Consider the following 20,465-nt stretch of genomic DNA (forward strand, 5'->3'; position numbering starts at 1 on the left):
GGGGGGCGGACTCCGCCCGAGCGTATATGCGGAGTGCGTGTTCGATGGAAGCGCTCTCGAAGGCCATGGTCTTGATCCCGGCCGAGCCACATTCATCTCGTGCTCCTTCCTGGACGCGAGCCTTGTCAACCTCAACTTCATGGACGCCGAATTCGTGGACTGCGTCTTCTCCGGGCGGATTGAATCGGTAACCTTCTCCGCAGACCCCTGGTCGAGAGACGCTGAATTGGGGCGCGAGAAAAACAGGTACCAGGGAAATGATTTCTCCACGGCGCTCATGCGAAACGTCTCCTTTCGGGGAGGAATCGACCTTGACATGCAACGGTTCCCGGACACCGCTGATTACTTCATCCTGCGAGATGCGGCGGCCGGCCTGGATAAAGCGCTGCGGGACGTCGAGCGATGGGAAGACCCAAAAGACCGCAGCATGGCCAAGGCGAGGATCAAGGCGCAGAAGTTCAATGTCCAGGGGGGTCAGCGAGACCTGTTCATACACAAGTCGCTCATCACCAGTAAGCTTTCACCAGAGGGAGCCGAAAAGCTGATGTCCATCTTCCGCGACCTCTCTGCGGCGGGCTAGCGCTTGATCCGGTGGTGAGCCAGGCCAGGGTCCGCTCGATCACCCACCTGCGGGAGATGACGTTGAATCCCCGCTGGTCGGCGGGTTTGCGCACGATCTCGATGGTGGTGCGCAGCGTATCGCGCGCCCAGTCCACCAGTCGGCCGGCGAAGCCCTGCTCTCGTTGTGAGAGATTCTGCCTACGGCGTCAGCGAGATCACACGGGTCCGTACGCCCACGGCGCGTGTTGCTGAGGGCGGTTCTACGCTCGGCCCGTGCCATACGAGATGGAGACGTATCAGCCGTATGCGGCATCCCGGGTCGTCACGATCGATGAGTTGCCTCGTCTGTACGTCCCGGATCACGAACCGGTGTTCACATATGGCGGCGGCGGTGACGATGTGATGATCGTTTTCGGTGCACGACGAGTTCAGCACCGTTTCGCTGCTGCACGACCGCACGTGGTACTGGCTCGAGCAGTCACTCGACTCGGATCTTGTTGAGATCGTGTTGTGCGGACAGGAGGCGTGGGTCCCTGCCGGCGTACTGGTGCGGCACGAGACCGGCTGGCTGCGCTGCGGCTGACCCACGACGTGCCACGACTCATGACCGACTTCATATGGCGGGAACAGTAAGCCGCTCTCAACCGTCATGGGGGCTGGATCAAAGTGGAGAAATCGACCGTGCATGGCGGAGTGTTCTGCCTGATCCGCACGTTGCCGCTGCTCGACGTGCTGGATTCTCCGATCAAGGCCGCGGTGGAGGACGTCGTCGAAGGTTCTCTGTCGGGGAGTCCGGTGCCTGATGCGGTGCTGATAGCGCTGGATGACTACCGGCAGGCCTGCGGGGAGCTCGGCGACGTCTATCACCCGGTATACCTGCAGTCGAGTGTGGCGTCCGTCGCCATCCTCGTCAGTGAGGCCCGGTGGCCGAGGTACTACCCGAAGCCCAGGTCCCCCTACCTGGCGGCGGAATCGGTATGGCAGAGGTTCGATGCCAGCCTGGCGAAGGCGCAGGGAGTGCCCGCGGTTTCGCTGTCGGATTCAGCTTTCGCGCAGGAGGAGCGTTCCTGGCAGGAGGCTGACAGGCAGGCCATGGTGAGCGCCGAAACAGATCCTTCGGCGCTCACCCGTCACCTTGGCCTGCTGAGAGGCAGGTTCGAGGCGACGCGGTCGGCACTGGCCGAGCTCGTGGCGGAGTTCGGCTGGACACCAGCCGGGCCGTGCGGCGGCAGCTGTGACTGGCCGACCTGCCGTGCCGAAAGGAGCGAATGCGTCCGGTACCGCCCGTTTCAGCAGACACTCGCCGGCGAACTGCGCCGAAGGCAGGGGGCTGAGCCGAAGAAGTGGTACGTGCAGGTATGGCACCGCCATCACGCACCCGATGAGCCGTACGAGACTGTCAGCGAGATCGACGCTGACGGACACGAACTGCGCAAGGTGGCGTACTTCGACGACGAGCACGCGGAGTGGGCCGACACGAGCGGCGGCATCGGCCACCTGGTGCTGAGCGGGCAACCCGTGCCGCCCCTCGTCGAGCTCGCCGCTCGCGATGACTGCTGGGCCGAGGAGATCACCCGGCAACACTTCGAGGAGTGGTGGGCCAAGGCGCAGGCGGATCCCCGCCGGTCGTTCCTGCCGGAGTGAAACCAACCCCGAACGCCGCTGCCCCCGCTTGCGTGGCAGCGGCGTTCTGGTCCGGAAGGCGCGGTCAGCGGCCGTTCCGGCCGCGGATGGGCCGTGCGGCCGCCACCAGGCCAGGAGTCCCCGCTCGGCCTGGACAGTGTCGCTCCGGCGGCGGCCCACTGGTGCTCCAGCACCACCTGTTGACCGTCCAGCGTCACGGCTGAGCGGCCCCGCGGGTGACATGGCACCGTCGACCGCGACCAATCGGCCCGCTCGCCGCCCTGCGGTGTCCGGTCTCGCCTACCTGATCACGTCGGGGTTCGTGAGCTCACCTCCAGGTAACGCAAGAACTCATAAATTACGAATTATTGTTGACACACTGCCGTAACGAGATACAAGATCCTGGGAAACAAACACCTCAGGAGTGCGGACATGACTGGGTCTGGCAGCCGGTCGGGGACGTTCCTCGAAGGTCTCGGGGTCGTTGTGCGCCGCGGCTCACGTCGGCTGGCCTGCCATCTCCACGTCGGACACCTTGAACGAGGCCTCCCCATCGGGCCGACGTGAGCGGGACGACCGACGTGCTCCTGGCACCGTCGGTGAGAACGCACGGTGCCACCCCGGGCTCCCGCGCCGGCGCGCAAGCCGCGCAGGCGCTGGAGCGAGGTGAAGGCGGAAATTCAAGCAGGTCCAGAACACGAAGCAAGTAGCCCATCGTGGCGTCCGCCATTCCTCGGCAGCAAAGGAACCCGATGTGAAACGACATGTGCTCGCCGCTGTGACCGCCCTCGTGGCAGGTCTGCTGGTCGCCCCCGCGACCGCCCAGGCCGACGCGGGTACCGGCGTGGGTGCGGGGGTGGCAGGCTCGCAGGAGGCTGGGAAGCAGGTGCTCAGCCCGACGCCGTACCAGGGATGGAACACCTACTTCGGCCTCGGCGGCGCCTTCTCGGAGGAGTCCGTGAAGGAGGTCGCCGACGCGCTCGTCTCCCGCGGCCTGGCCAAGGCCGGCTACGACATCGTCTGGCTGGACGGCGGCTGGCAGGACCCGGAGCCGCGGACGGCCGCCGGCGACCTGCAGGCCGACCGGACCCGTTTCCCCAACGGGTTGAAGCCGCTGGTGGACTACATCCACAGCAAAGGCCTGAAGGCCGGCATATACACCGACGCCGGGCCGTACATCCCCGGCAGGTGCGGGCTCGGCAGTCACGGCTACTACCAGCGCGACGCGGACCAGTTCGCCGCCTGGAAGTTCGACGCGGTGAAGGTGGACTTCCTCTGCGGCATCGCCGCGAACCTGGACCCGAAGACCGTCTACACCGAGTTCGCCCAGGCGCTGCGGAACAACGCCAGTCACCGGCCGATCATCTTCAACCTGTGCAACCCGGTGACCTCGCCCGACTGGGGCAACTACCCGGAGGAGCAGCAGTCGACGTTCTCCTGGAGCTACGCCCCGGCGATCGCGCAGTCCTGGCGGACCTACACCGACGTGGGCTTCGTCGGCGACATCAAGTTCAAGGACGTGCTGCGCAACTATGACGCCAACGCGCGGCACCCCGAGGTCGCCGGGCCCGGTCACTTCAACGACCCGGACTACCTCGGCCCCGAGATGGGGATGACCGACGAGGAATTCCGTACCCAGATGACGCTCTGGTCCGTGGCCGCCGCGCCGCTGGTGATCGGCAGCGACGTCCGCAAGCTCAGCCAGACCTCCGTGGACATCCTCACCGACCCTGATGTCGTCGGGATCAACCAGGACCCCGCCGGCGTGCAGGCCGTACGCGTCGGCCCCGCAGGTACGACGGAGACCTGGGTGAAGCGGCTCGCCAACGGCGACCGGGCAGTCGTGCTGCTCAACCGGGGCGACAGCTCGAAGACCCTGACCGCGAAGGCGTCCTCGGTCGGCCTGTCCGGGGACCGGTTCACCCTCAAGAACGCGTGGACCGACCAGGTCACCGAGAGCGCCGGCACCATCAGCGCGGCCGTTCCCGCCCACGGCGCGGCGCTGTTCCGGGTCGGCCGGGCCTACGGCGCGCCGGGCCTCCCGCACGTGGTCGCCGGTCTGCCGCAGGTGACGAAGGTCGGTGGCGATCCGGTTCCGGACGGCGCGGCGCCCGTCGTCGCCGGTGGCGACGAGGCGCGGGTCGAGGTGGCCGTGCGCAACGACGGCACGCGGCCGGTCTTCTCGCCGAAGGTCGGGTTGACGGCACCCACCGGATGGACGGTCCGTGAGCTCAGCGGGGCGCCGAAACTGCTGGACTCCGGCCAGGCCGCCACCTTCACCTTCGCCGTGACCCTCCCGGCCGGCTCGGCCGCCGGCAACGCCGCACTGACCGCCACCACGTCGTACGACGCGATCAACCACGGCCGCGTGCAGCAGACGACGGCTTCGGCGCTGGTCGTCGCGCCGGCGCCCCCGGACGGCGAGGTCGTCCTGTCCCACCACACCTGGATCAGCGCCACCAGCGGATGGATGAGCCCGACGGTCGACGCGAGCGTCGGCGGCTGGTCACCGATCAGCATGCTCGGCCAGGTGTACCCGACCGGCCTCGGGGTCGCCTCACCGTCCACGGTCCGCTACTACGTCGGCGACCAGTGCAGCCGGCTGACCGCGACCATCGGCCTGGACGACGCGGTGCGCAACGTCGGGCCCGAGGGGGCCACGTCGACCTTCCAGGTCATCGGCGACGGCCAGGTGCTGTTCGACAGCGGGGTGCTGACCCGTGACGACGTCCGTCAGGTCGACGTCGACCTGACCGGCGTCCGGATGCTCGACCTCGTCGTCGGCGACGCGGGCGACGGCGGCTACAACGACCGTGCCAACTGGGCGGGTCTGAACGCCAGCTGCTGAACCGACGGACAGTCGCACCCAGGTGATGATTCATCTGGGTGCGACTTTTGTTTCTCCGAGCGCTGGTCGGGATGCCCGGCCGGCTTGCGTACGCTGCTGACAAGGGCTGGACCGCGGTGAATGCCTCAGCCTGAAGATCGATAGAGACGAGCGAGAAGGGTGCGAAGAGCAGTGGCACAGTATGCCCGCCGCGGCGTCCACGGGCAGACCGTCGAGGTCATCGCACGGCGCATCCTCGCCGGAGAGATCGCCGCGGGTGAAACGCTGAACATGACCGCGCTCCAGGAGGAGCTGGACGTCAGCCTCACCGCGCTGCGGGAGGCGCTCAAGGTGCTCTCCGCCAAGGGCATGGTGGACGCCCGGCAGAAGCGCGGCACGTTCGTCCGGCCCCGCGCGGACTGGAACCTGCTCGACGGTGACGTGATCCGCTGGCAGTTCGCCGAGGGCGCCGATCCGCGGCTGTTCGACAAGTTGCACGAGGTCCGCAGCATCGTCGAGCCGGCCGCCGCCCGGCTGGCCGCGAGCCGGGCCACCGAAGCCGACCTGGCCGCGCTGGCCGGCGCGCTGGACGAGATGGCCGCCGCGAACGGCGACCCGGCCGCGGCCGTCGCCGCCGACCTGAGCTTCCATCGGGCGCTGCTGAACGCCACGCACAACGAGTTGCTGGAACGCATGGAGGTCGTCATGGAGACCGGCCTCGCGGAGCGCGACCGCCTGGTGCACGGCGGCGTCGAGCCGCATGACGACCCGGTACCGAGCCATCTGGCGGTGGTGGAGGCGATCCGGGCGCAGAACGCGACCGCTGCCGAGACCGCCATGCGGGTACTGCTGGAGAAGGCCGTGCGGGACGTCGAGAAGGTACGCGGATGACGATCGACCGAACCGAGCCGGAAAGTGCCTGACGCCGATCCGAGCACCGGTCCCTCGACGGGACACGGTGACGAAGGCTTCGCGCTCACGGGCACCGGCCGGGTCGAGGCGTTCAGCGACGCGGTGTTCGCCATCGCCATGACGATCCTGGCCCTGGAGATGCGCACCCCGCACCACTCCAGCGGCGGGCTGCTGCCTGCACTGTGGCACCAGTGGCCTGTGTACCTGGGATACCTCACCTCGTTCGCCTACATCGGGGTGATCTGGCTGAACCACCACCAGGCCTTCACCCGGATTCGCACCGTCGACCGCCGTCTGCACGCGGCCAACCTCACCCTGCTGCTGACAACCGCCGCGCTGGCCTTCCCCACCGCGGTCGTCTCCGATGCCGTGCAATCCGACATCGCCAGCGCGGACGCTCGTACCGCTGTCGTCCTGTACGCGCTCATCGCGGCGGCCATGTGCGCGAGCTGGTTGTGGATCTACATCCATCTCGCTCGGAATCCCGGCCTTCTCTCGAGTGGGGATCATGGGCGTTACATCCGCCATGGCCGGCTGCGCTCATTCGCGGGCGTGATCGGTTACGTACTCGGCGGCGCACTGGGCTGGCTCGTGCATCCGGCCATCGCGCTGGGCGTGTTCCTGCTGCTGCCGGCCTTCTATTTCGCCACCAGCGAGGGCCTGCCCCGCCTCCGCCGCCGGAACCGGTGACCATTCTCCGCGCGCACCTCGACGGACATGGCACGGACATCGGTGGACGGCCGTTCCGGACCCGGACGGGCGGGGCGGTGTGCCACGCTCGCGCGCCTCCACGGATTGGTCTAGCCGGCTCTGAGACCCAGGTCACGCCGGGTCAGCCCTTCGCCAGAGACTCCAGTCTCTTGCCGGGCCTGCATCAAAGCTTTGCCTAGCTTCGGGACGTTATGGCCGGATATCGCAGTTATTTGACTTACAGGGGTGAGCGCCTCACGCTCGGGGAGCAGATGCTGAATTGGTATCGACTATCGTTTCGGGTTCGTAGGACAGCGGTGACCGGCGCCGTCGCGGCACTGGTGTGCGTCGGGGTCAGCGTGCTCTTCCTCCTGTTCGCGGGCAACAAGGAGGCCGACCGCGCCCTGGAGAAGAGCATCGGGACCTGGAACCGTATGGTGCCCCTCATCACGCAGGGCCCCCTCCCGCCTGTATTGCGGAGTGGCAGGGTCGAAGCGATTCAGGTCCTGGACGCACAAGGCCGGGTGGTTGCGGCGACCCCACAACTCGTGGGCAAGCCGCCGATGGCCACCTTCCATTCGACCAGCAGCAACGTGCGTACCACACGGGTGCTGTGCCCTCCGGCCGGGCTGAAAGGCTGCATGACCGTCTTCTCGTGGAAGGTCTACCAGCCGGACGGGATCTGGCTGCTCTACGCGGCGGTCCCGATCGTCCCCTGGTACGGGGACTCCACAGCGGTGTTCCTGGCCATCAGCGTGTCCCTGCTGGTGACCACGATGATGACCGCCTGGATATTCCGTGATCTGACTAAGGTCATGGCTCCGGTGAACGCCATCCGGGCGGAACTGGCGGAGATCACCGCCACCGGCCTCGATCGTCGGGTCCCCGTACCCAGGAAGTACAAAGAGTTCAAGTCACTGGCCGAAACGGTGAACGGCACCCTGGACCGCCTCGAGGGCGCCTACCACCAGCTACGGCGCTTCACCTCCGACGCCTCCCACGACCTGCGCAGCCCGATCACCGCCATCCGGGCTCAGCTCGAGGAGGCGCTCATGTACCCGCAGGACACCCACTGGCCGAAGATGACCGCGGGGGTGCTCGCCGGGGTGGACCGGCTTCAGGCGATCGTGACCGACCTCCTGACCCTCGCCCGGCTGGACGCGCGCGCCCCCCTCAACCGCCATCCGACCGACCTGGGCCGGCTGGTCGACGACGAGCTCGACCGGCGGACCTACCGGACGGCGATCGTCAAGGATCTACACGAGAACGTCTTCATCAACTGTGACCGGCTGCGGATCACCCGGGTGCTGGTCAACCTGCTCGACAACGCCGAACGCCATGCCACCTCACAGATCACCGTCAGCGTGCGGGCCGACGGACCCACGGCGACCCTGGAGGTCCTCGACGACGGCGCCGGAATCGCCCCCGAACACCGCGAGATGGTCTTCGAACGATTCACCCGGCTGGACGCCTCACGCGACCGGGACGCGGGAGGGACCGGGTTGGGGCTGGCGATCGCCCGGGAGATCGCCGAAGCACACGAGGGCACCTTGACCATCCAGGACAGCGAACGAGGAGCCCGCTTCGTCCTGCGCCTCCCCACATGCGATCACTCTCCAGCCGCTGACCCACATGGCTCTTCTGAGACGCGACCCCCGAGCGTCGGCGCCGGCGGCGGGGAGACTCGCCCGGGACCACCTGCACGTCGGAGCTGGACGATTCCGCACTTGCGCGGAGGCGGGGCCTCGTAGCCCTGTGTCGGCGGACGGGCGGCTCGCCGCCTTCCGCACTGGCACGTCAATGAAACCGGGTGAAACTGCCGGCGGTTCTACAGGGCGTCGCGGTTGCGAGATCGAAAAGCTCGCTGACCTGCGGCCGAGCAGTGCCCCGGCCTTCCTCCAGGGGGCGCGTTCCGGACATATTCCGGATCTTGCAATCTACGTCTCCCGCGCCGGAACCTGCGGATTAAAAGATCGATCTTGCACTGTTCCGGACGGTTAAATGCAGGTCAGCGCGTATGCGCGATCCATCCTGAACGGCTCTGGATCCCCCTGCACTGCAACGCAACCTGCAACCTGTCATGAGCGACCGTGGTGACCTCTCGTCACCATGGCTGATAGCACGCTAATGGCGCGACGATGAAGTGGGTCGGTTCGCTCCGGCCGACTCGTACGACGGGGGGTGTAGTCGCGGGGACATCGGTGAGACGACGCGAAACAGCGGGAGGATCGAAACGCTGTCTCCATGCGAATAAGGTTCCCATTGCTGATCTTGGCTGCCGCCGTAGCCCTGCTGCCAGGGACAACGCATGCGCAGGCGTCGGGTGATCCCCAAAGGGCCACCGTGCATACCACCGAGGGCACCCTGGGGGGTGTCGTCACCTCAGACGTCCGGACCTTCTCCGGCATCCCCTACGCTGCGCCGCCGACCGGCGCGCGGCGCTGGCAACCCCCGGGCCGCGCTCCGGTGTGGACGGGGGTGCGCGACGCCACCAAACCCGGCAGCCCCTGTCCTCAGCTCGACGGCAGCACCCCCGGCCAGCCACCCAAGGTGGTCGGTGACGAGAACTGCCTCTTCCTCAACGTCACCACGCCCGCTGCGCGCTCCTCCGGGCCGCTTCCCGTCATGGTCTGGATCCACGGCGGAGGGTTCGTGCAGGGCGCGGGCAGCGACTACGACCCGACCCGACTGACCACGCAGGGCAAGGTCATCACGGTGACCCTCAACTACCGGCTGGGAGCTCTGGGCTATCTGGCCCATCCCGACCTGCGCGACCCGTACGCGGGCAACTACGCGCTTGCGGACCAGCAGGCCGCGCTGCGCTGGGTGAAGAGCAACATCGCGGCCTTCGGCGGTGACCCCGCCAACGTCACGATCTTCGGCGAGTCGGCCGGCGGCTTCAGCGTGTGCGCCCATCTCGAAGCGCCGGGCTCACGAGGGCTGTTCCAGAAGGCGATCGTGCAGAGCGGTCCCTGCGGCAACGATTTCGTCACCCTCAAGGAGGCCCGGGCACGGGCCACGAAGATCGCCTCCGACCTCGGGTGTACGACGCAGGTGCTGGCCTGCCTGCGGGCAAAGCCCGTGATGGATCTGTTGCCCATCGGCTCCGACCGGGTCTTCACCGCGACCGCCCGCATCGGCGACATGCCGTGGATCTTCACCGCGGGCACGCCCGCGCTTCCGCTGCAGCCGCTTGACGCGCTGCGCCGCGCGCGCACCGCGCGGGTGCCGCTGATCCAGGGCGGCACGCATGATGAAATGCGTCCCTTCGTCGCCGTGCAGTTCGACGCACAGGGTCTGCCCGTAACGGCGCAGCAGTACCTGCGGATCCTCGTCGACCTCATGGGCGACGACGCCAGAGCCGTGCTCGATCGCTATCCGCTCGGCCGCTTCGCCACGCCCAGCCTGGCGCTGGCCACCGTCCTGAGCGACTGGGGCCGTAAGCTCGGCGCCTGCTCCCAGCTTCCGGCCGCCGAGGCGGCGGCCCGCCATATGCCGGTATACGAATTCGAGTTCGCCGAAGACTCCGGACAGCAGATCGTCGGCCTCCCGCTCGGCGCCGCGCACGGCACCGACGTGCCCTACCTCCTGGACGGCCTGGGCACGCCCCTGGACGGCCTGGGCACGCCGCCCACCACCCCTGCGAAGCAGGAGCTGTCACGCGGCATGATCGCCTACTGGACACGCTTCGCCGCGACCGGCGACCCCAACGGTCCCGGGCTGCCGCGTTGGCCGGCCTATCGCTCCGGTGGTGGCGCCACACTCTCGCTCGCTTCCGGGCCGGACGGCATCCGGCCGGTGGACCTCGCCATCGAGCATGACTGCGCCTTCTGGAACGGCGACTGAACCGTCACCTGCCCCCACGGCACGTCCGGCTGACGGTTCGGTTGGCCGGGCGTGGCCCACCGAATCCGGCGATCAACTCAGAGGGAGTTCCAGTGGACAGGGGACAAGGCACGCAGGCATCCCACGGCAGGTCGAGGCCGCCTGACGCGCGCGGGACGGTCGGAGCGCGGCAGCTCCGTGGGCGGCCCGGGACTCTGCTGTCCCCGCCGTGGCCGCACCCTCCTGGCCCTGTTCGTCCTTGTGCCCACCCTCGAAGACGCTGCCGCCACGGCGCTCGCCGGTCGAGCTCTCGCTGACCCGTTCGCGCTGGTCAAGGACTCCGGGGGTGCGTGCGGCGTGCTGATCGTGACCGTCGTGCTCAGCTCCTGCAAGCCGTTCGGCCAACTGCCCTGGGTGCTCGTCCGGAAGGCAAGACATCTGACGTAAGCGCGACGAGATCTTGCGGCTTGGTGCCTTCTGCTGGACGAGTCGGAACAGGTGGACATGATCCTCGCTGCATGTGGGGCGAGAGCCGTGCAACGAAAAAGACCAGCTCAGAGGGCATCTGGGCTGGTCTGGTGAGCGCGCCCTGCAGGATTCGAACCTGCGACCGTCGGATTAGAAGTCAAGGCAGCAACTAGTCCGCTCACTACCTCTCACCTGGGACAACCCGATATCCGTCGTGCATACACCTTGAGCTGGGGCACGCATTGGGCGTCGTAACTGGTGACTCATCCGCCAGCCGGCGTTCAGCACGCTCAATGACACTCGTGGACCGCCTCCCTACACAACTCCCATGCTCACACCTCACCGATCGCGATCACGGCCGAGACGGTCGGGCTGATCGTCCGACTCCGTGCACCTGTCCGACCAGAGCCTGGACGCCGGCCCCCCGACACGATCGCCTGGCACCTGCGCCAACACCATCAGCTGACCGTCTCCCGGGTCGTTGACCTGTTCAAGCGTGTGTGAAGGTCCGCCCGGGTCCGCAGCAGTCTGCGGTGGTTGTCACGCAGTTGGTCACTTGGGCAGGGGGGCGAGTTGAGATCGACGGGCGCTGTAACACGCTGGGGGAAGCCCCGAATGGTGCACCCCCGGCCCCGCGGGCTCAGCTGTAGACACGGATCCGTGAGGGTCGACGTACAGCCCCGGCGGGGCGTGACTGAGACGAACAAGAGATCAGTCTCTGATCGGATAGAGCGGAATCCTGGTGATTCCTTCGATGGATCGTGCAAGATCTAATCATGTCCGAACAACCTTCCACGCCTGCATCCAGCCGCAGCTATGCCGTTGTCTGGGCTGGCGTCAACGCCCAAGACACGTTCGAACCGCCGGTGCACGAGGCCATCGCCGACGACGTGCACCGAATCCTCGGTGAAACCGTAAGAATAATGTGGACAGAAGGGGGTGAGACATTGAAGGATGAAAGCTTGGCGAGAGATATTGCCATTCGGCTTGAACGTATCAAGAAAATAGTTATAGAGGATACGGCCGATGCGTTCAGTGCGTCATCGCACTATTGCTGGGAAATTGTCGTGCCGCCCGGCGATTTTGACGTCCTAAACACGCACAAGCAAGTCATCGCGGTTGCCTTTGACTTGGCGGTGGAGAGGCTATTTCCGGAATGGCTCCCATTTAGGCCGATTGACATTCACGAGATGCAGTTCAGCGTCCGTAAACAGCCGGTCGATGTACCCCTGGACTGGCACATTCAGTTACGGCAACGCCTGCATGCTGAGGGCGGAAATCAGGCCGTACGACTACGTACCGAGCAAGCTCGTGTCCCCTCAAACGAACAGACTCCTGCTCAGCTCCCTTCTGAGGACGGCCTAGTCTTCACCAATGAATGGGAGCTGAAGGTGTATCAGGCTCTCAAACGATGGCAGGATGATAAGCCAGATCTCGAAACGATTGGTATTTTCCCTCAACCTGGCGTTCGCGTTAAAGGGCGCACTTTTTTCCCTGACTTCCTGGTCACCTACAAAGGGCGCGCGGGAATCATCGAAGTTGACAGTAAGTATCACAAGGGCCGTCGCGATCACGACAAAAGCAGGGAATCGCTGCTAGAGGATGCGGGCGTGTCTATTGTAGAGCGCGTTGGCGTTGAGGACGTAGATAACGCGGACGAGCTGGAGGCGACTATTAGGCGGTTTCTGCATCGACTTACGAAGTCTTGATGCCCGAGCTTCCAAGCTTACGCCCTCTTCAAACGGGCCAGGAATGCGCGAATCAGCTGGTCTAGTTCATCATCTTGAGTTGTCTCCTCCACCAAGATTCGCTCGATATGTATTACGCCTCCGTATTTCCAGAGGCGATCGCGGGTCGCATCGGCACCGTACCTACCTCTATGGTGGGGGCCATCGACTTCGATCAACCCCACTTTCCCTTCTCGAATAACAAGAAAGTCGGGTGTTAAGACGCTTCCAGCTCCCAAGCGCCCCATGGGAAGCGGAAAGATAGTTATGGTGTTAGTCGCGTTGGTGTTTGAAAGCGTCGCTTGAGCTCGTTTGAGGGCGTCGTACACTTTGATTTCTTCTAGCGATTCAAAGAGAAACCCGTCACGGCTGAGACGTTGGTCGGGTTTAACGCGTCGAGCATGATTAGTGACGGAATCCCCTGACAGTCTTGCATAGAGCGACTGTCGCCAATCCCTGTCGACGGGTGGTAGTGCTGCACCGATGATTACGGATTCTACTGAGATATCGTAACGCTTGCTGATCGCGCGTAGTGCCCCATGTATGCGATCTATAATCTCATCGGTAAATCGTTCCTTCGCCCATCCGGGAACATTTACGAAAGCCCTATTAGTCCACCCCCACTCTTCGACGTATGGATCCATTTCGATGCTCTCCGCCTCCAGTAGGAGTGCGGCTGCTTCGGGATCGCCCTTTTCGTCCAGATAAAAGGCTGTTTGGGCTAGGATTAGCTCATGTGTGGAGAGGTCTTCGTTAGAGCCTGAAGCTTCGGGGGTCACGAAACCAACTCTAGATCGTGATCCCCCTGCTAGCCACCCACGTCGTCCTTGAGTCGTCACAGCCTTGGGGGCCATGCACCGGGACGCAATTGGCGGATTGTCCCCCGAGGTGTCCCCAAGTTGGGGCGAGCTTCCGCACGTCGAACCCACTTTGGGGGCACCAGGGACACCGGGGAAACTCACAGCGCGGGGAGTAGATCCACCCATGAGTGTCACAACGACATCGGGCTCGGCGGTTGCGAATTGCTCAGCCCGTACGGGCACCGACGCTCAGCACTGCGGCTTCTGTGACAACGCCTGCCCATCGGGGGTGTGCTGTGTAGGGCGCTGCAGCTCTTGCGCCGGATTCTTGTCCTTGGGGATGGTGGCTTAAGGAGCTATAGAAGTTCTTCTATGCTCGCCACGAGTAAATCGGCTCCAGCGGCTTCGAGTAGCTTTGCCTTGCCTGGTTTGTTGGCATAGCCTACTGCGGTTATGCCTGTAGCTTTGGACGCCTGCATGTCGGTTACTGAATCTCCGATCAGGAGCGACCGTGATACATCTGCGCCAAGTTGTGCTATGGCTTGGCGCACCAAGTGGGGATTCGGCTTCATAAGGCTCGGATCGGGCTCTACCCGGGCAGAGATCAGGTCTATGGTTGGCAGAAGTCCATGCGTGTGTATGAAGGCTGTCACTGCAGCTTCCGAATTATTGCTAACCACTGCAATCGCCTTGCCCGTTGCGTGAGATCGCTGAATCAACTCTATTGCGCCTGGTGTGGGTTCGGCGGTTGCCGCGGCCTCAACTTCGAGAGCGGTTAGGGTTTTGAGCGTTGCGTGGTTGAGGTTGCTACCAAGTTGCGCGCTAAAGCGGAAGACCTCCATAGGGTCATCCTGCTCTTGGATGTCCGGAGGCAGATCTACGCCGGCGTCTTTCAGCATCTTGCGGAGAATGGCGGCAACTTCGGGTGCTGGAAAACCCGAGAAGACGTCGCAGATTGGCCCGTCGAAGTCGAGCAGCACATACTGAGCCCTCTGCATGACCTCTTGTGCTGCTTGCCGCCCTGATCGTGCGGTCACGAGATCTCTCGGGCGACGGTGTTCCATACGTTGTCGAACCACAGGCGGGACTGGTTGACGAACTGTCCTGAGGTGGAGTCTCCTCCGTCGCTTACCGCGAAGTGGAAGAGTTCCGCATCTTTCCCGCCCATGTCATACATGGCCTGTGGCTCTCCGCCAAGTCTGATGGTGTGCTCGAAGACCGGATAGAAGCCGAAGAAGGCCTCTTCACCGTTGAGGATGTACAGCTTGAAGCGCGGGGGCTCTCCGTTGATCCGGACCTCTGCGGATGCGGTCTTCACAAGTCCGAGGTCGCCCAACTCTTGGACAGAATCGACGATGGCCTGAGCATGCCTCGATGAGATTCGCTCCATGCGCTCTCTGAACAAGGGCTCGTCTTCGAGATTGTCCACACGCGCAGGCAGAGACCATGGGCGGCTCGTATCCGGTACGAGCATGCGGATCGTGATGCTCTCGGGCACTAGGCGGCCGGCGCGGATGCTGTCGAGAGGTTCCTGAATAGCGCCCTGCAGGGTCTCTCCTGAGAATCCTGCGAACTCGATCGATACATCGGGCTTCTTAAACGCTTGCTCAATGTGCGGACGTAGCCCTACCGGCCGCGCGGTGCGCTCTCGTACGAAAATACCGCTTCCCTGACGAGAGATCACAAGGCCCTCGTCCCGGAGTTCCCGAATGGCCTGCTGCACCGTCATCCGAGCCACGCCAAACGTCTTGGCCAGCTCAGGCCCAGAAGGAAGCTTCTCTCCTGGAGCGAACTTCCTGGTCAGAATCGCAGCCCGCAACTGATGGGCCACTTGAAGGTACGGCGCACGGGGATCGTCCGGATCAAGCTTCATGGCTTCAGCGTACTGGCACCTGAACAGCAATCCTAGGCAACTTTGCCAAGTCTATTGACATGCCTAGGCAGGTTAGCCAAGATCTGAGTTGTACAACCTGCCTAGCCAACCTGGCCAGGAGGTGTAAGCCGGAGCACGGCCCAAGTCGCCAAACGAGATCCGCGCCCCGGCACCCCTTGAGAGAGGTGTTCTCATCATGACCTACGGGTCCAACCCGGCCAATGTGCGCCGGGATCCGTGCCACTGCTGCGGCGGTGGCGGGTGGATGACGTCCACTCAGCAGTGCGGCGTGTGCGAGGGCACGGGCCAGTGCGGGCGGTGCCGATGAGCGCCCCGGCTGTCCGGCTCCCGGATCTTCATCCTGCGTTGCGGCTGCTCGACTCGGTCACCGATGGCATTTCGGTGCAGTTGGCCGAGGGCGCGTTGTGCGGAGCGGACCCGGAGTTGCACACCGGCCCGGACGCCTTCACCGACGAGCCTGCCGACGACCGCGCGGCGCGTGAGCAGGTGGCCAAGGAGGTGTGCGCCGAGTGCCCGGTCTGGGCGCTGTGCCTGGCCCGCTCGCTGCGCATCCGCCCCGAGAGCGGCGTGTGGGCCGGCTTCACCGCCGCAGAGATCGGCGAGTTGGCCGACAGGTTCCCGCAGAACACGGCGGTGGCCTGATGCGTCGCTTCCAGTGCGTCGAGTGCGACCGGGACCACGCCACCGCGACGGGGTGCCCGCGTTGCGGCACGTCCCGCCGGCAGGTGGAGATCTGCCACGTCCACGGTGACGGCCACGCGGCCGGTTGCCGGCCGTGCCGCAGCCTCGCCCGTTCCCAGTCCGGATTCTGACCAGGAGCCCCCCTCATGACCAGCGAAATGGACAAGCTCAAGGCCAGGAAGGCCGAACTCCGCAAAAGCGGGCTGGGCGCCGTTGAGGCGGGCCGGATCGCGTACCGGGAAGCGAGCCAGCGCCTGCACGAGCGTGAGGAAGCCTGGCACGACGCACAGGAGCGGGACGGCCAGTGATGTCCTCCCGTATCCGCGCCGCGTTCTGGGATCCGTCCGGTTCCCGGTACGGCATCGCTACCTGGCCGTGGCGGATGGCCCCGCCGCACCTGATGACGCTGCGCCAGTTGGCCGCCCACGGGTTGCGGCCCGGCGGGCAGGGCGTGCAAGCGCAGGTGTTGTGGCGCTCCCGCCGCTACGGCGCCCCCGGCGGGGTGCGCGCCGCCTACCTGTATGACGTGCGCCTGGCCCTGCCGAAGCGGACCGCCACGCCGGCACAGCTCGACGCGCTGGCCAAGGCGAACGCCGCCCGCCGGACCTGCCCCGACTGCAAGCGGGATGCCGGTTACGTGCTGCCCCGCCACCTGGGCACTTGCCTGGACTGCGCCGACCTCGCGGAGGTGGCCGCGTGACCCGCTGGGAGTACCGCGTCTGCGCTGTCCGTAGCGAATCCGACCTCAACCAGCTCGGTGCGCAGGGGTGGGAACTCGTGTCCGCCGTCTACGACACCGACCGAATGATCGTCGCCCTCTACTTCAAGCGCCCCGCCGTCTGAGGAGACCCCCGCCATGAACACCACCAACCCGCCGCCTGATCCGCCGGCCCGCGCTCCGGCCCGGTGGCCGCTGCTGCTGCTCGCGCTGCCTGCCGGGGTGGCCACCTGGTCCGGTTGGGTCGGGCTGGGGGAGAAGACCGGTTTCGGCATGGTCACCCCGCTGCCCGGTATCGCGGACGGTTTCCAGATCAACACCGCGATCACGTTGCCGATCGGGGTGGAGACCTACGCCGCCTACGCGCTGGGCGCGTGGCTGTCACACACTCGCACGGTCAGCCCTGGCACCCGGGCGTTCGCCAAATGGTCAGCGATCGGCGCGCTCGTGCTCGGCATGCTCGGGCAGGTCGCCTATCACCTGCTGGAAGTGTTCAACCAGGAACACGCCCCGGTGGCCGTGACCACGTTGGTTTCCTGTCTGCCCGTGCTCGTGCTCGGCATGGGCGCCGCGCTCGGGCATCTGCTGTCCCGCGACGCCCACACCACCCCCGAGTCCGCCCCCACCGCGGCGGAGAGCGAGGCCGCCCCGGTGGCGGATTCGGCCGGTAGTGGCTCACTCGCTCCCGCCGTCCCGCCCACGATGGCTCCGGCCCTTCGGCCGAGCACGGCGCGCAAGTCGGTCCGGTCCGCGACCAAGAAGGCACCCGCCCGGCCGCGCCGGACGGCTGCCGTCCCGGACGTGGACGACTTGATGCCGCTCGGGTGGACGATCGCCGCCGACCACGAGGCGCGCGGGATCACCCTCACCCGCGACCGGTTGAGGGATGCGATCCGCGGCACCGGTCAGACCATCTCGACCGACCGCGCCGGGGCGCTGCTGGCCCGACTGCGGACCGAACCCCCGATGATCCCCGCCCCGGCCCCTGACCCGGTGCCGGTCCCTGACCACGCCTGACCACGAAAGGAGCGCCCTGCCATGTTCTTCTTCATCGCCGCCGGCTGCATCGCCCTGGCCTATCTGGCCCTGCTCGCGGCCACCGTCATCCGCATGCGGGTCACCGGGCCGAAGGTCCGCGCCGAGATCCGCGCCCGCATGGCCCCGTTCCACTACCGGCCGGACGGCCCGCACGGTCCGACCGCCGTCATCCCCACCCGCAACTCACACGCCGCCCGCACGGACGTGACGCGGTCCGACCGCGCATCGTCCCCGACCACTCCCGACAGCACGCAGGGCGCGACCCCATCCGCCAAGACAACGGCCGCGCCCTGCCACCCCGCCACCGTCAATGGACACGAGGTGCACACAGCATGACTTACAACCCCTTCGAACCCGACGAGAACCCCGCCGACCGGCCGCCCCACGATGCCGGGCAGGACGCCGGGCAGAGCACCGGGCAGGGCGCGGACGTGGTCCAGCTCGACGCCGCCCGCGCCGAACGTGACCGGCTTGCCCCGCTCCCGCCCGCTGTCCCCGATAGCGAGCCGACTCACGTGCCGAACGGTGAGCCGGACGAGGGTGACGACTTCTTCGACCGCGAGACGGTGGCGATCACGGGCCGGATCGTCGGCCCGCCGGTGGACCCGCCGGACGAGACCGCCGCCCCGCACCGCCCCCAGGCCACGTCCAAGCGTCCGCCGATCGTCCCCGGCTGGGCGCGGACCTGGGCGACGCTTCGCGCCGCGGCAGCGTGGAAGGCAAAGGACGCCGGATACCTGGTTGGCTACCACGCCCTGCGGTCCCCGAAGTACGTGGCCAAGACCGCGGTGTATGCCCCGGTCGGGCTGCTGTCCACGGGCGGCCGGCTGCTGACCTGGGCGACAGCCGAACAGGGCAATTGGGCGCTGCGCCAGTACGCCGCCGACCGCAACGACCCCGAGACGTGGCTCAAGCTGGACAAGCAGCGTCAGCGCCAGTCCCGGTGGCGCTGGACGGTCCTGCTGTTCGGCAGCATCCTTGCCCTGGTCGGTCTGCTGGTCTTCCTGGCCGTTGACCTGCCCGGGTGGGTCCGCCTCGCCGCTTTGGCGGGTGCGGTGCCGCTGCTGGCCCGCGCGGGTCGTCCGGCGGACAAGCCGATCACCGACCGGGTCACCGAAGGCCAGCGTTACCGCAAGCTGACCGCGGAACTGGTCCGCCGGGCGCTTCTGGCCTGCGGCATCCCCGGCATCAACCAAGCAGTGAGCAAAGACCCGAACGCGATCAGCTTTCCGCAGGAGATCCACCGCGACGGCCCCGGTCACATGGCCATCGTTGACCTGCCGTTCGGGGTGGAGGCCGCTGACGTGATCGCCCGCCGGGGCCGGTTGGCGTCCGCGATGCGGCTCCCGCTCGATCAGGTCTGGCCCGAGCCCGGTGTCGGCCACCCCGGACGGCTCGCGCTGTGGGTCGGCTACGAGCCCGCCGGCCAGATGCGCCAGCCCGCCTGGCCTCTCCTGCGGGACGGCAAGGTGGATGTATTCAAGCCGTTCCCGTTCGCGACCACCCCGCGTATGGACGTGATCCATGGTGACCTGATGTTCCGTAACTGGCTGGTCGGTGGCCAGCCCGGATCGGGCAAGACCTTCGCTCTGCGGCTGGCCGTGCTGGCCGCCGCGCTCGACCCCCGCGCTGAGCTGCGCGTCTATGAGCTCAAGGGCGTCGGTGACTTCAAGGTCATGGAGCCGGTGTGCACCGAGTACGGCAACGGGTTCGACGATGAGACGATCGCCCGCTGTGCGGCCATGCTGGCCTGGCTCTATAAGGAGTGCGAACGGCGTTCCAAGCGGATCGACCACTACGCCGCCCTCGGCAAGGCGCCGGAGAACAAGGTCACCCCGGAACTCGCCTCGCTCAAGGGGTCCGGGCTGCATCCGCTGATCGTGTCCATTGACGAGATCCAAGAGCTGTTCTCCCACCGCGAGCATGGCAAGGACGCCGGGGAGATCTGCGAGAAGGTCATCAAGCTCGGGCGCGCCTTGGGCGTGGTGCTGCTGATCGGCACCCAGATCCCCGACAAGGACTCACTCCCGACCGGCATCACCCGCAACGTCAACACCCGGTACTGCATGAGCGTGGCCGATCAGGTCGCCAACGACATGATCCTGGGCACCTCGATGTACAAGAACGGCTACCGGGCAACCGTGTTCGAGCCGAAGGTAGACGCCGGGTGGGGCATCCTCACCGGGATCGGCAAGCCCGCCGCCCGCCGCTCGTTCTTCGTGGACTCCAACGCGGCCAAGCAGGTGGTAGCCCGCGCCATCGCCCTGCGGGTGGACGCCGGGACCATGCCCGAACCCGACACCCAGACCCGGACCGACGTCCCCAGCTTCGATCTGCTGGCCGACCTTGCCCAGGTGTGGCCGGCCGCCGACGACGCCGCGTGGAATGAGCTGCTGTGCTCCCGCCTGGCCGGCATGCGGCCCGAGGTCTACGGCGGGTGGAAGTCCGAACAGCTCACCGCCGCGCTCAAGCCCCACGGCGTGAAGGTCGGCGACATCGGCCGGCGGATCGACGGCAAGCCCGTCACCCGGCGCGGTATCCGCCGCGACGACCTGACCGCCGCGATTGCGGAGCGTAACCGTCGAGGGCGCTCCGGCTGACCCGCCGGGGGCTGCTAGCGCTAGCGGGCCACCCTGCTAGCGCTAGCAGCCCCGCTAGCACCCCAAACAACCCGTGATCAGGACGCTAGACGCTAGCGCCC

The 20,465-nt window shown here is 66.3% G+C and carries 20 protein-coding genes; 17 read left to right on the plus strand and 3 right to left on the minus strand.

The window, feature by feature from the left end:
• The first annotated feature begins 37 nt into the window (after window positions 1-37).
• From Pph01_RS26380 to Pph01_RS26425, 10 genes are all read left to right on the plus strand, one after another.
• On the plus strand, window positions 38-580 hold the full coding sequence (locus Pph01_RS26380; RefSeq protein WP_204075862.1) for a hypothetical protein: 543 nt from the start codon (window positions 38-40) through the stop codon (window positions 578-580).
• A gap of 396 nt (window positions 581-976) precedes the next feature.
• Window positions 977-1,144: a hypothetical protein gene (locus Pph01_RS26385; RefSeq protein ID WP_204075863.1), complete on the plus strand. Its 168-nt coding sequence runs from the start codon at window positions 977-979 to the stop codon at window positions 1,142-1,144.
• 98 nt (window positions 1,145-1,242) lie between these two features.
• Window positions 1,243-2,205: a DUF6881 domain-containing protein gene (locus tag Pph01_RS26390; protein WP_204075864.1), complete on the plus strand. Its 963-nt coding sequence runs from the start codon at window positions 1,243-1,245 to the stop codon at window positions 2,203-2,205.
• Between the two features lie 733 nt (window positions 2,206-2,938).
• Window positions 2,939-5,032, plus strand: a complete 2,094-nt coding sequence (locus tag Pph01_RS26395; protein WP_204075865.1) for an NPCBM/NEW2 domain-containing protein — start codon at window positions 2,939-2,941, stop codon at window positions 5,030-5,032.
• Window positions 5,033-5,203: 171 nt separating this feature from the next.
• Complete coding sequence (locus Pph01_RS26400; RefSeq protein WP_204075866.1) at window positions 5,204-5,902, plus strand: FadR/GntR family transcriptional regulator; 699 nt, start codon at window positions 5,204-5,206, stop codon at window positions 5,900-5,902.
• A 24-nt stretch (window positions 5,903-5,926) separates the two neighbouring features.
• Complete coding sequence (locus tag Pph01_RS26405) at window positions 5,927-6,613, plus strand: TMEM175 family protein (protein ID WP_239117029.1); 687 nt, start codon at window positions 5,927-5,929, stop codon at window positions 6,611-6,613.
• Window positions 6,614-6,930: 317 nt separating this feature from the next.
• A complete protein-coding gene (locus Pph01_RS26410; protein ID WP_239117030.1) occupies window positions 6,931-8,364 on the plus strand; it encodes a sensor histidine kinase in 1,434 nt (477 codons plus the stop codon).
• Between the two features lie 592 nt (window positions 8,365-8,956).
• Window positions 8,957-10,459, plus strand: coding sequence for a carboxylesterase/lipase family protein (locus tag Pph01_RS26415; protein ID WP_204075867.1), 1,503 nt, complete (start codon window positions 8,957-8,959; stop codon window positions 10,457-10,459).
• A gap of 240 nt (window positions 10,460-10,699) precedes the next feature.
• On the plus strand, window positions 10,700-10,885 hold the full coding sequence (locus Pph01_RS26420) for a hypothetical protein (protein WP_204075868.1): 186 nt from the start codon (window positions 10,700-10,702) through the stop codon (window positions 10,883-10,885).
• A gap of 797 nt (window positions 10,886-11,682) precedes the next feature.
• On the plus strand, window positions 11,683-12,615 hold the full coding sequence (locus Pph01_RS26425; RefSeq protein WP_204075869.1) for a putative endonuclease domain-containing protein: 933 nt from the start codon (window positions 11,683-11,685) through the stop codon (window positions 12,613-12,615).
• A 17-nt stretch (window positions 12,616-12,632) separates the two neighbouring features.
• On the opposite strand, the gene Pph01_RS26430 is transcribed toward Pph01_RS26425, so the two are convergent.
• From Pph01_RS26430 to Pph01_RS26440, 3 genes are all read right to left on the minus strand, one after another.
• A complete protein-coding gene (locus Pph01_RS26430) occupies window positions 12,633-13,412 on the minus strand; it encodes a hypothetical protein (protein WP_204075870.1) in 780 nt (259 codons plus the stop codon).
• Between the two features lie 377 nt (window positions 13,413-13,789).
• Window positions 13,790-14,431 carry an HAD family hydrolase gene (locus Pph01_RS26435; protein WP_204075871.1) on the minus strand — a complete coding sequence of 214 codons (642 nt, stop codon included), beginning with the start codon at window positions 14,429-14,431 and terminating at the stop codon, window positions 13,790-13,792.
• 35 nt (window positions 14,432-14,466) lie between these two features.
• Complete coding sequence (locus Pph01_RS26440; protein ID WP_204075872.1) at window positions 14,467-15,306, minus strand: GntR family transcriptional regulator; 840 nt, start codon at window positions 15,304-15,306, stop codon at window positions 14,467-14,469.
• Between the two features lie 324 nt (window positions 15,307-15,630).
• On the opposite strand from Pph01_RS26440, the gene Pph01_RS26445 reads away from it, so the two are divergent.
• The 7 genes from Pph01_RS26445 (at window position 15,631) to Pph01_RS26475 (ending at window position 20,364) form a co-directional block, all read left to right on the plus strand.
• Window positions 15,631-15,969 carry a WhiB family transcriptional regulator gene (locus Pph01_RS26445; RefSeq protein ID WP_204075873.1) on the plus strand — a complete coding sequence of 113 codons (339 nt, stop codon included), beginning with the start codon at window positions 15,631-15,633 and terminating at the stop codon, window positions 15,967-15,969.
• Window positions 15,970-16,154: 185 nt separating this feature from the next.
• Window positions 16,155-16,316, plus strand: coding sequence for a hypothetical protein (locus Pph01_RS26450; RefSeq protein WP_204075874.1), 162 nt, complete (start codon window positions 16,155-16,157; stop codon window positions 16,314-16,316).
• The gene (locus Pph01_RS26455; protein ID WP_204075875.1) at window positions 16,316-16,708 is read left to right on the plus strand and encodes an RRQRL motif-containing zinc-binding protein; all 393 of its coding nucleotides are present in this window, start codon (window positions 16,316-16,318) and stop codon (window positions 16,706-16,708) included. The genes Pph01_RS26450 and Pph01_RS26455 overlap by 1 nt, the downstream gene beginning before the upstream one ends.
• Window positions 16,705-16,851, plus strand: coding sequence for a hypothetical protein (locus Pph01_RS26460; protein ID WP_204075876.1), 147 nt, complete (start codon window positions 16,705-16,707; stop codon window positions 16,849-16,851). Before Pph01_RS26455 ends, Pph01_RS26460 begins: the two co-directional genes overlap by 4 nt.
• A gap of 13 nt (window positions 16,852-16,864) precedes the next feature.
• Window positions 16,865-17,743 carry a hypothetical protein gene (locus Pph01_RS26465; RefSeq protein WP_204075877.1) on the plus strand — a complete coding sequence of 293 codons (879 nt, stop codon included), beginning with the start codon at window positions 16,865-16,867 and terminating at the stop codon, window positions 17,741-17,743.
• A gap of 21 nt (window positions 17,744-17,764) precedes the next feature.
• Window positions 17,765-18,100 (plus strand): hypothetical protein, encoded by a 336-nt coding sequence (locus Pph01_RS26470; protein WP_204075878.1) that lies wholly within the window; start codon window positions 17,765-17,767, stop codon window positions 18,098-18,100.
• Window positions 18,097-20,364 (plus strand): cell division protein FtsK, encoded by a 2,268-nt coding sequence (locus Pph01_RS26475; protein WP_204075879.1) that lies wholly within the window; start codon window positions 18,097-18,099, stop codon window positions 20,362-20,364. Before Pph01_RS26470 ends, Pph01_RS26475 begins: the two co-directional genes overlap by 4 nt.
• Window positions 20,365-20,465 lie beyond the last annotated feature (101 nt).

This window comes from Planotetraspora phitsanulokensis (assembly GCF_016863295.1).
In the GTDB taxonomy this organism is placed as follows: domain Bacteria; phylum Actinomycetota; class Actinomycetes; order Streptosporangiales; family Streptosporangiaceae; genus Planotetraspora; species Planotetraspora phitsanulokensis.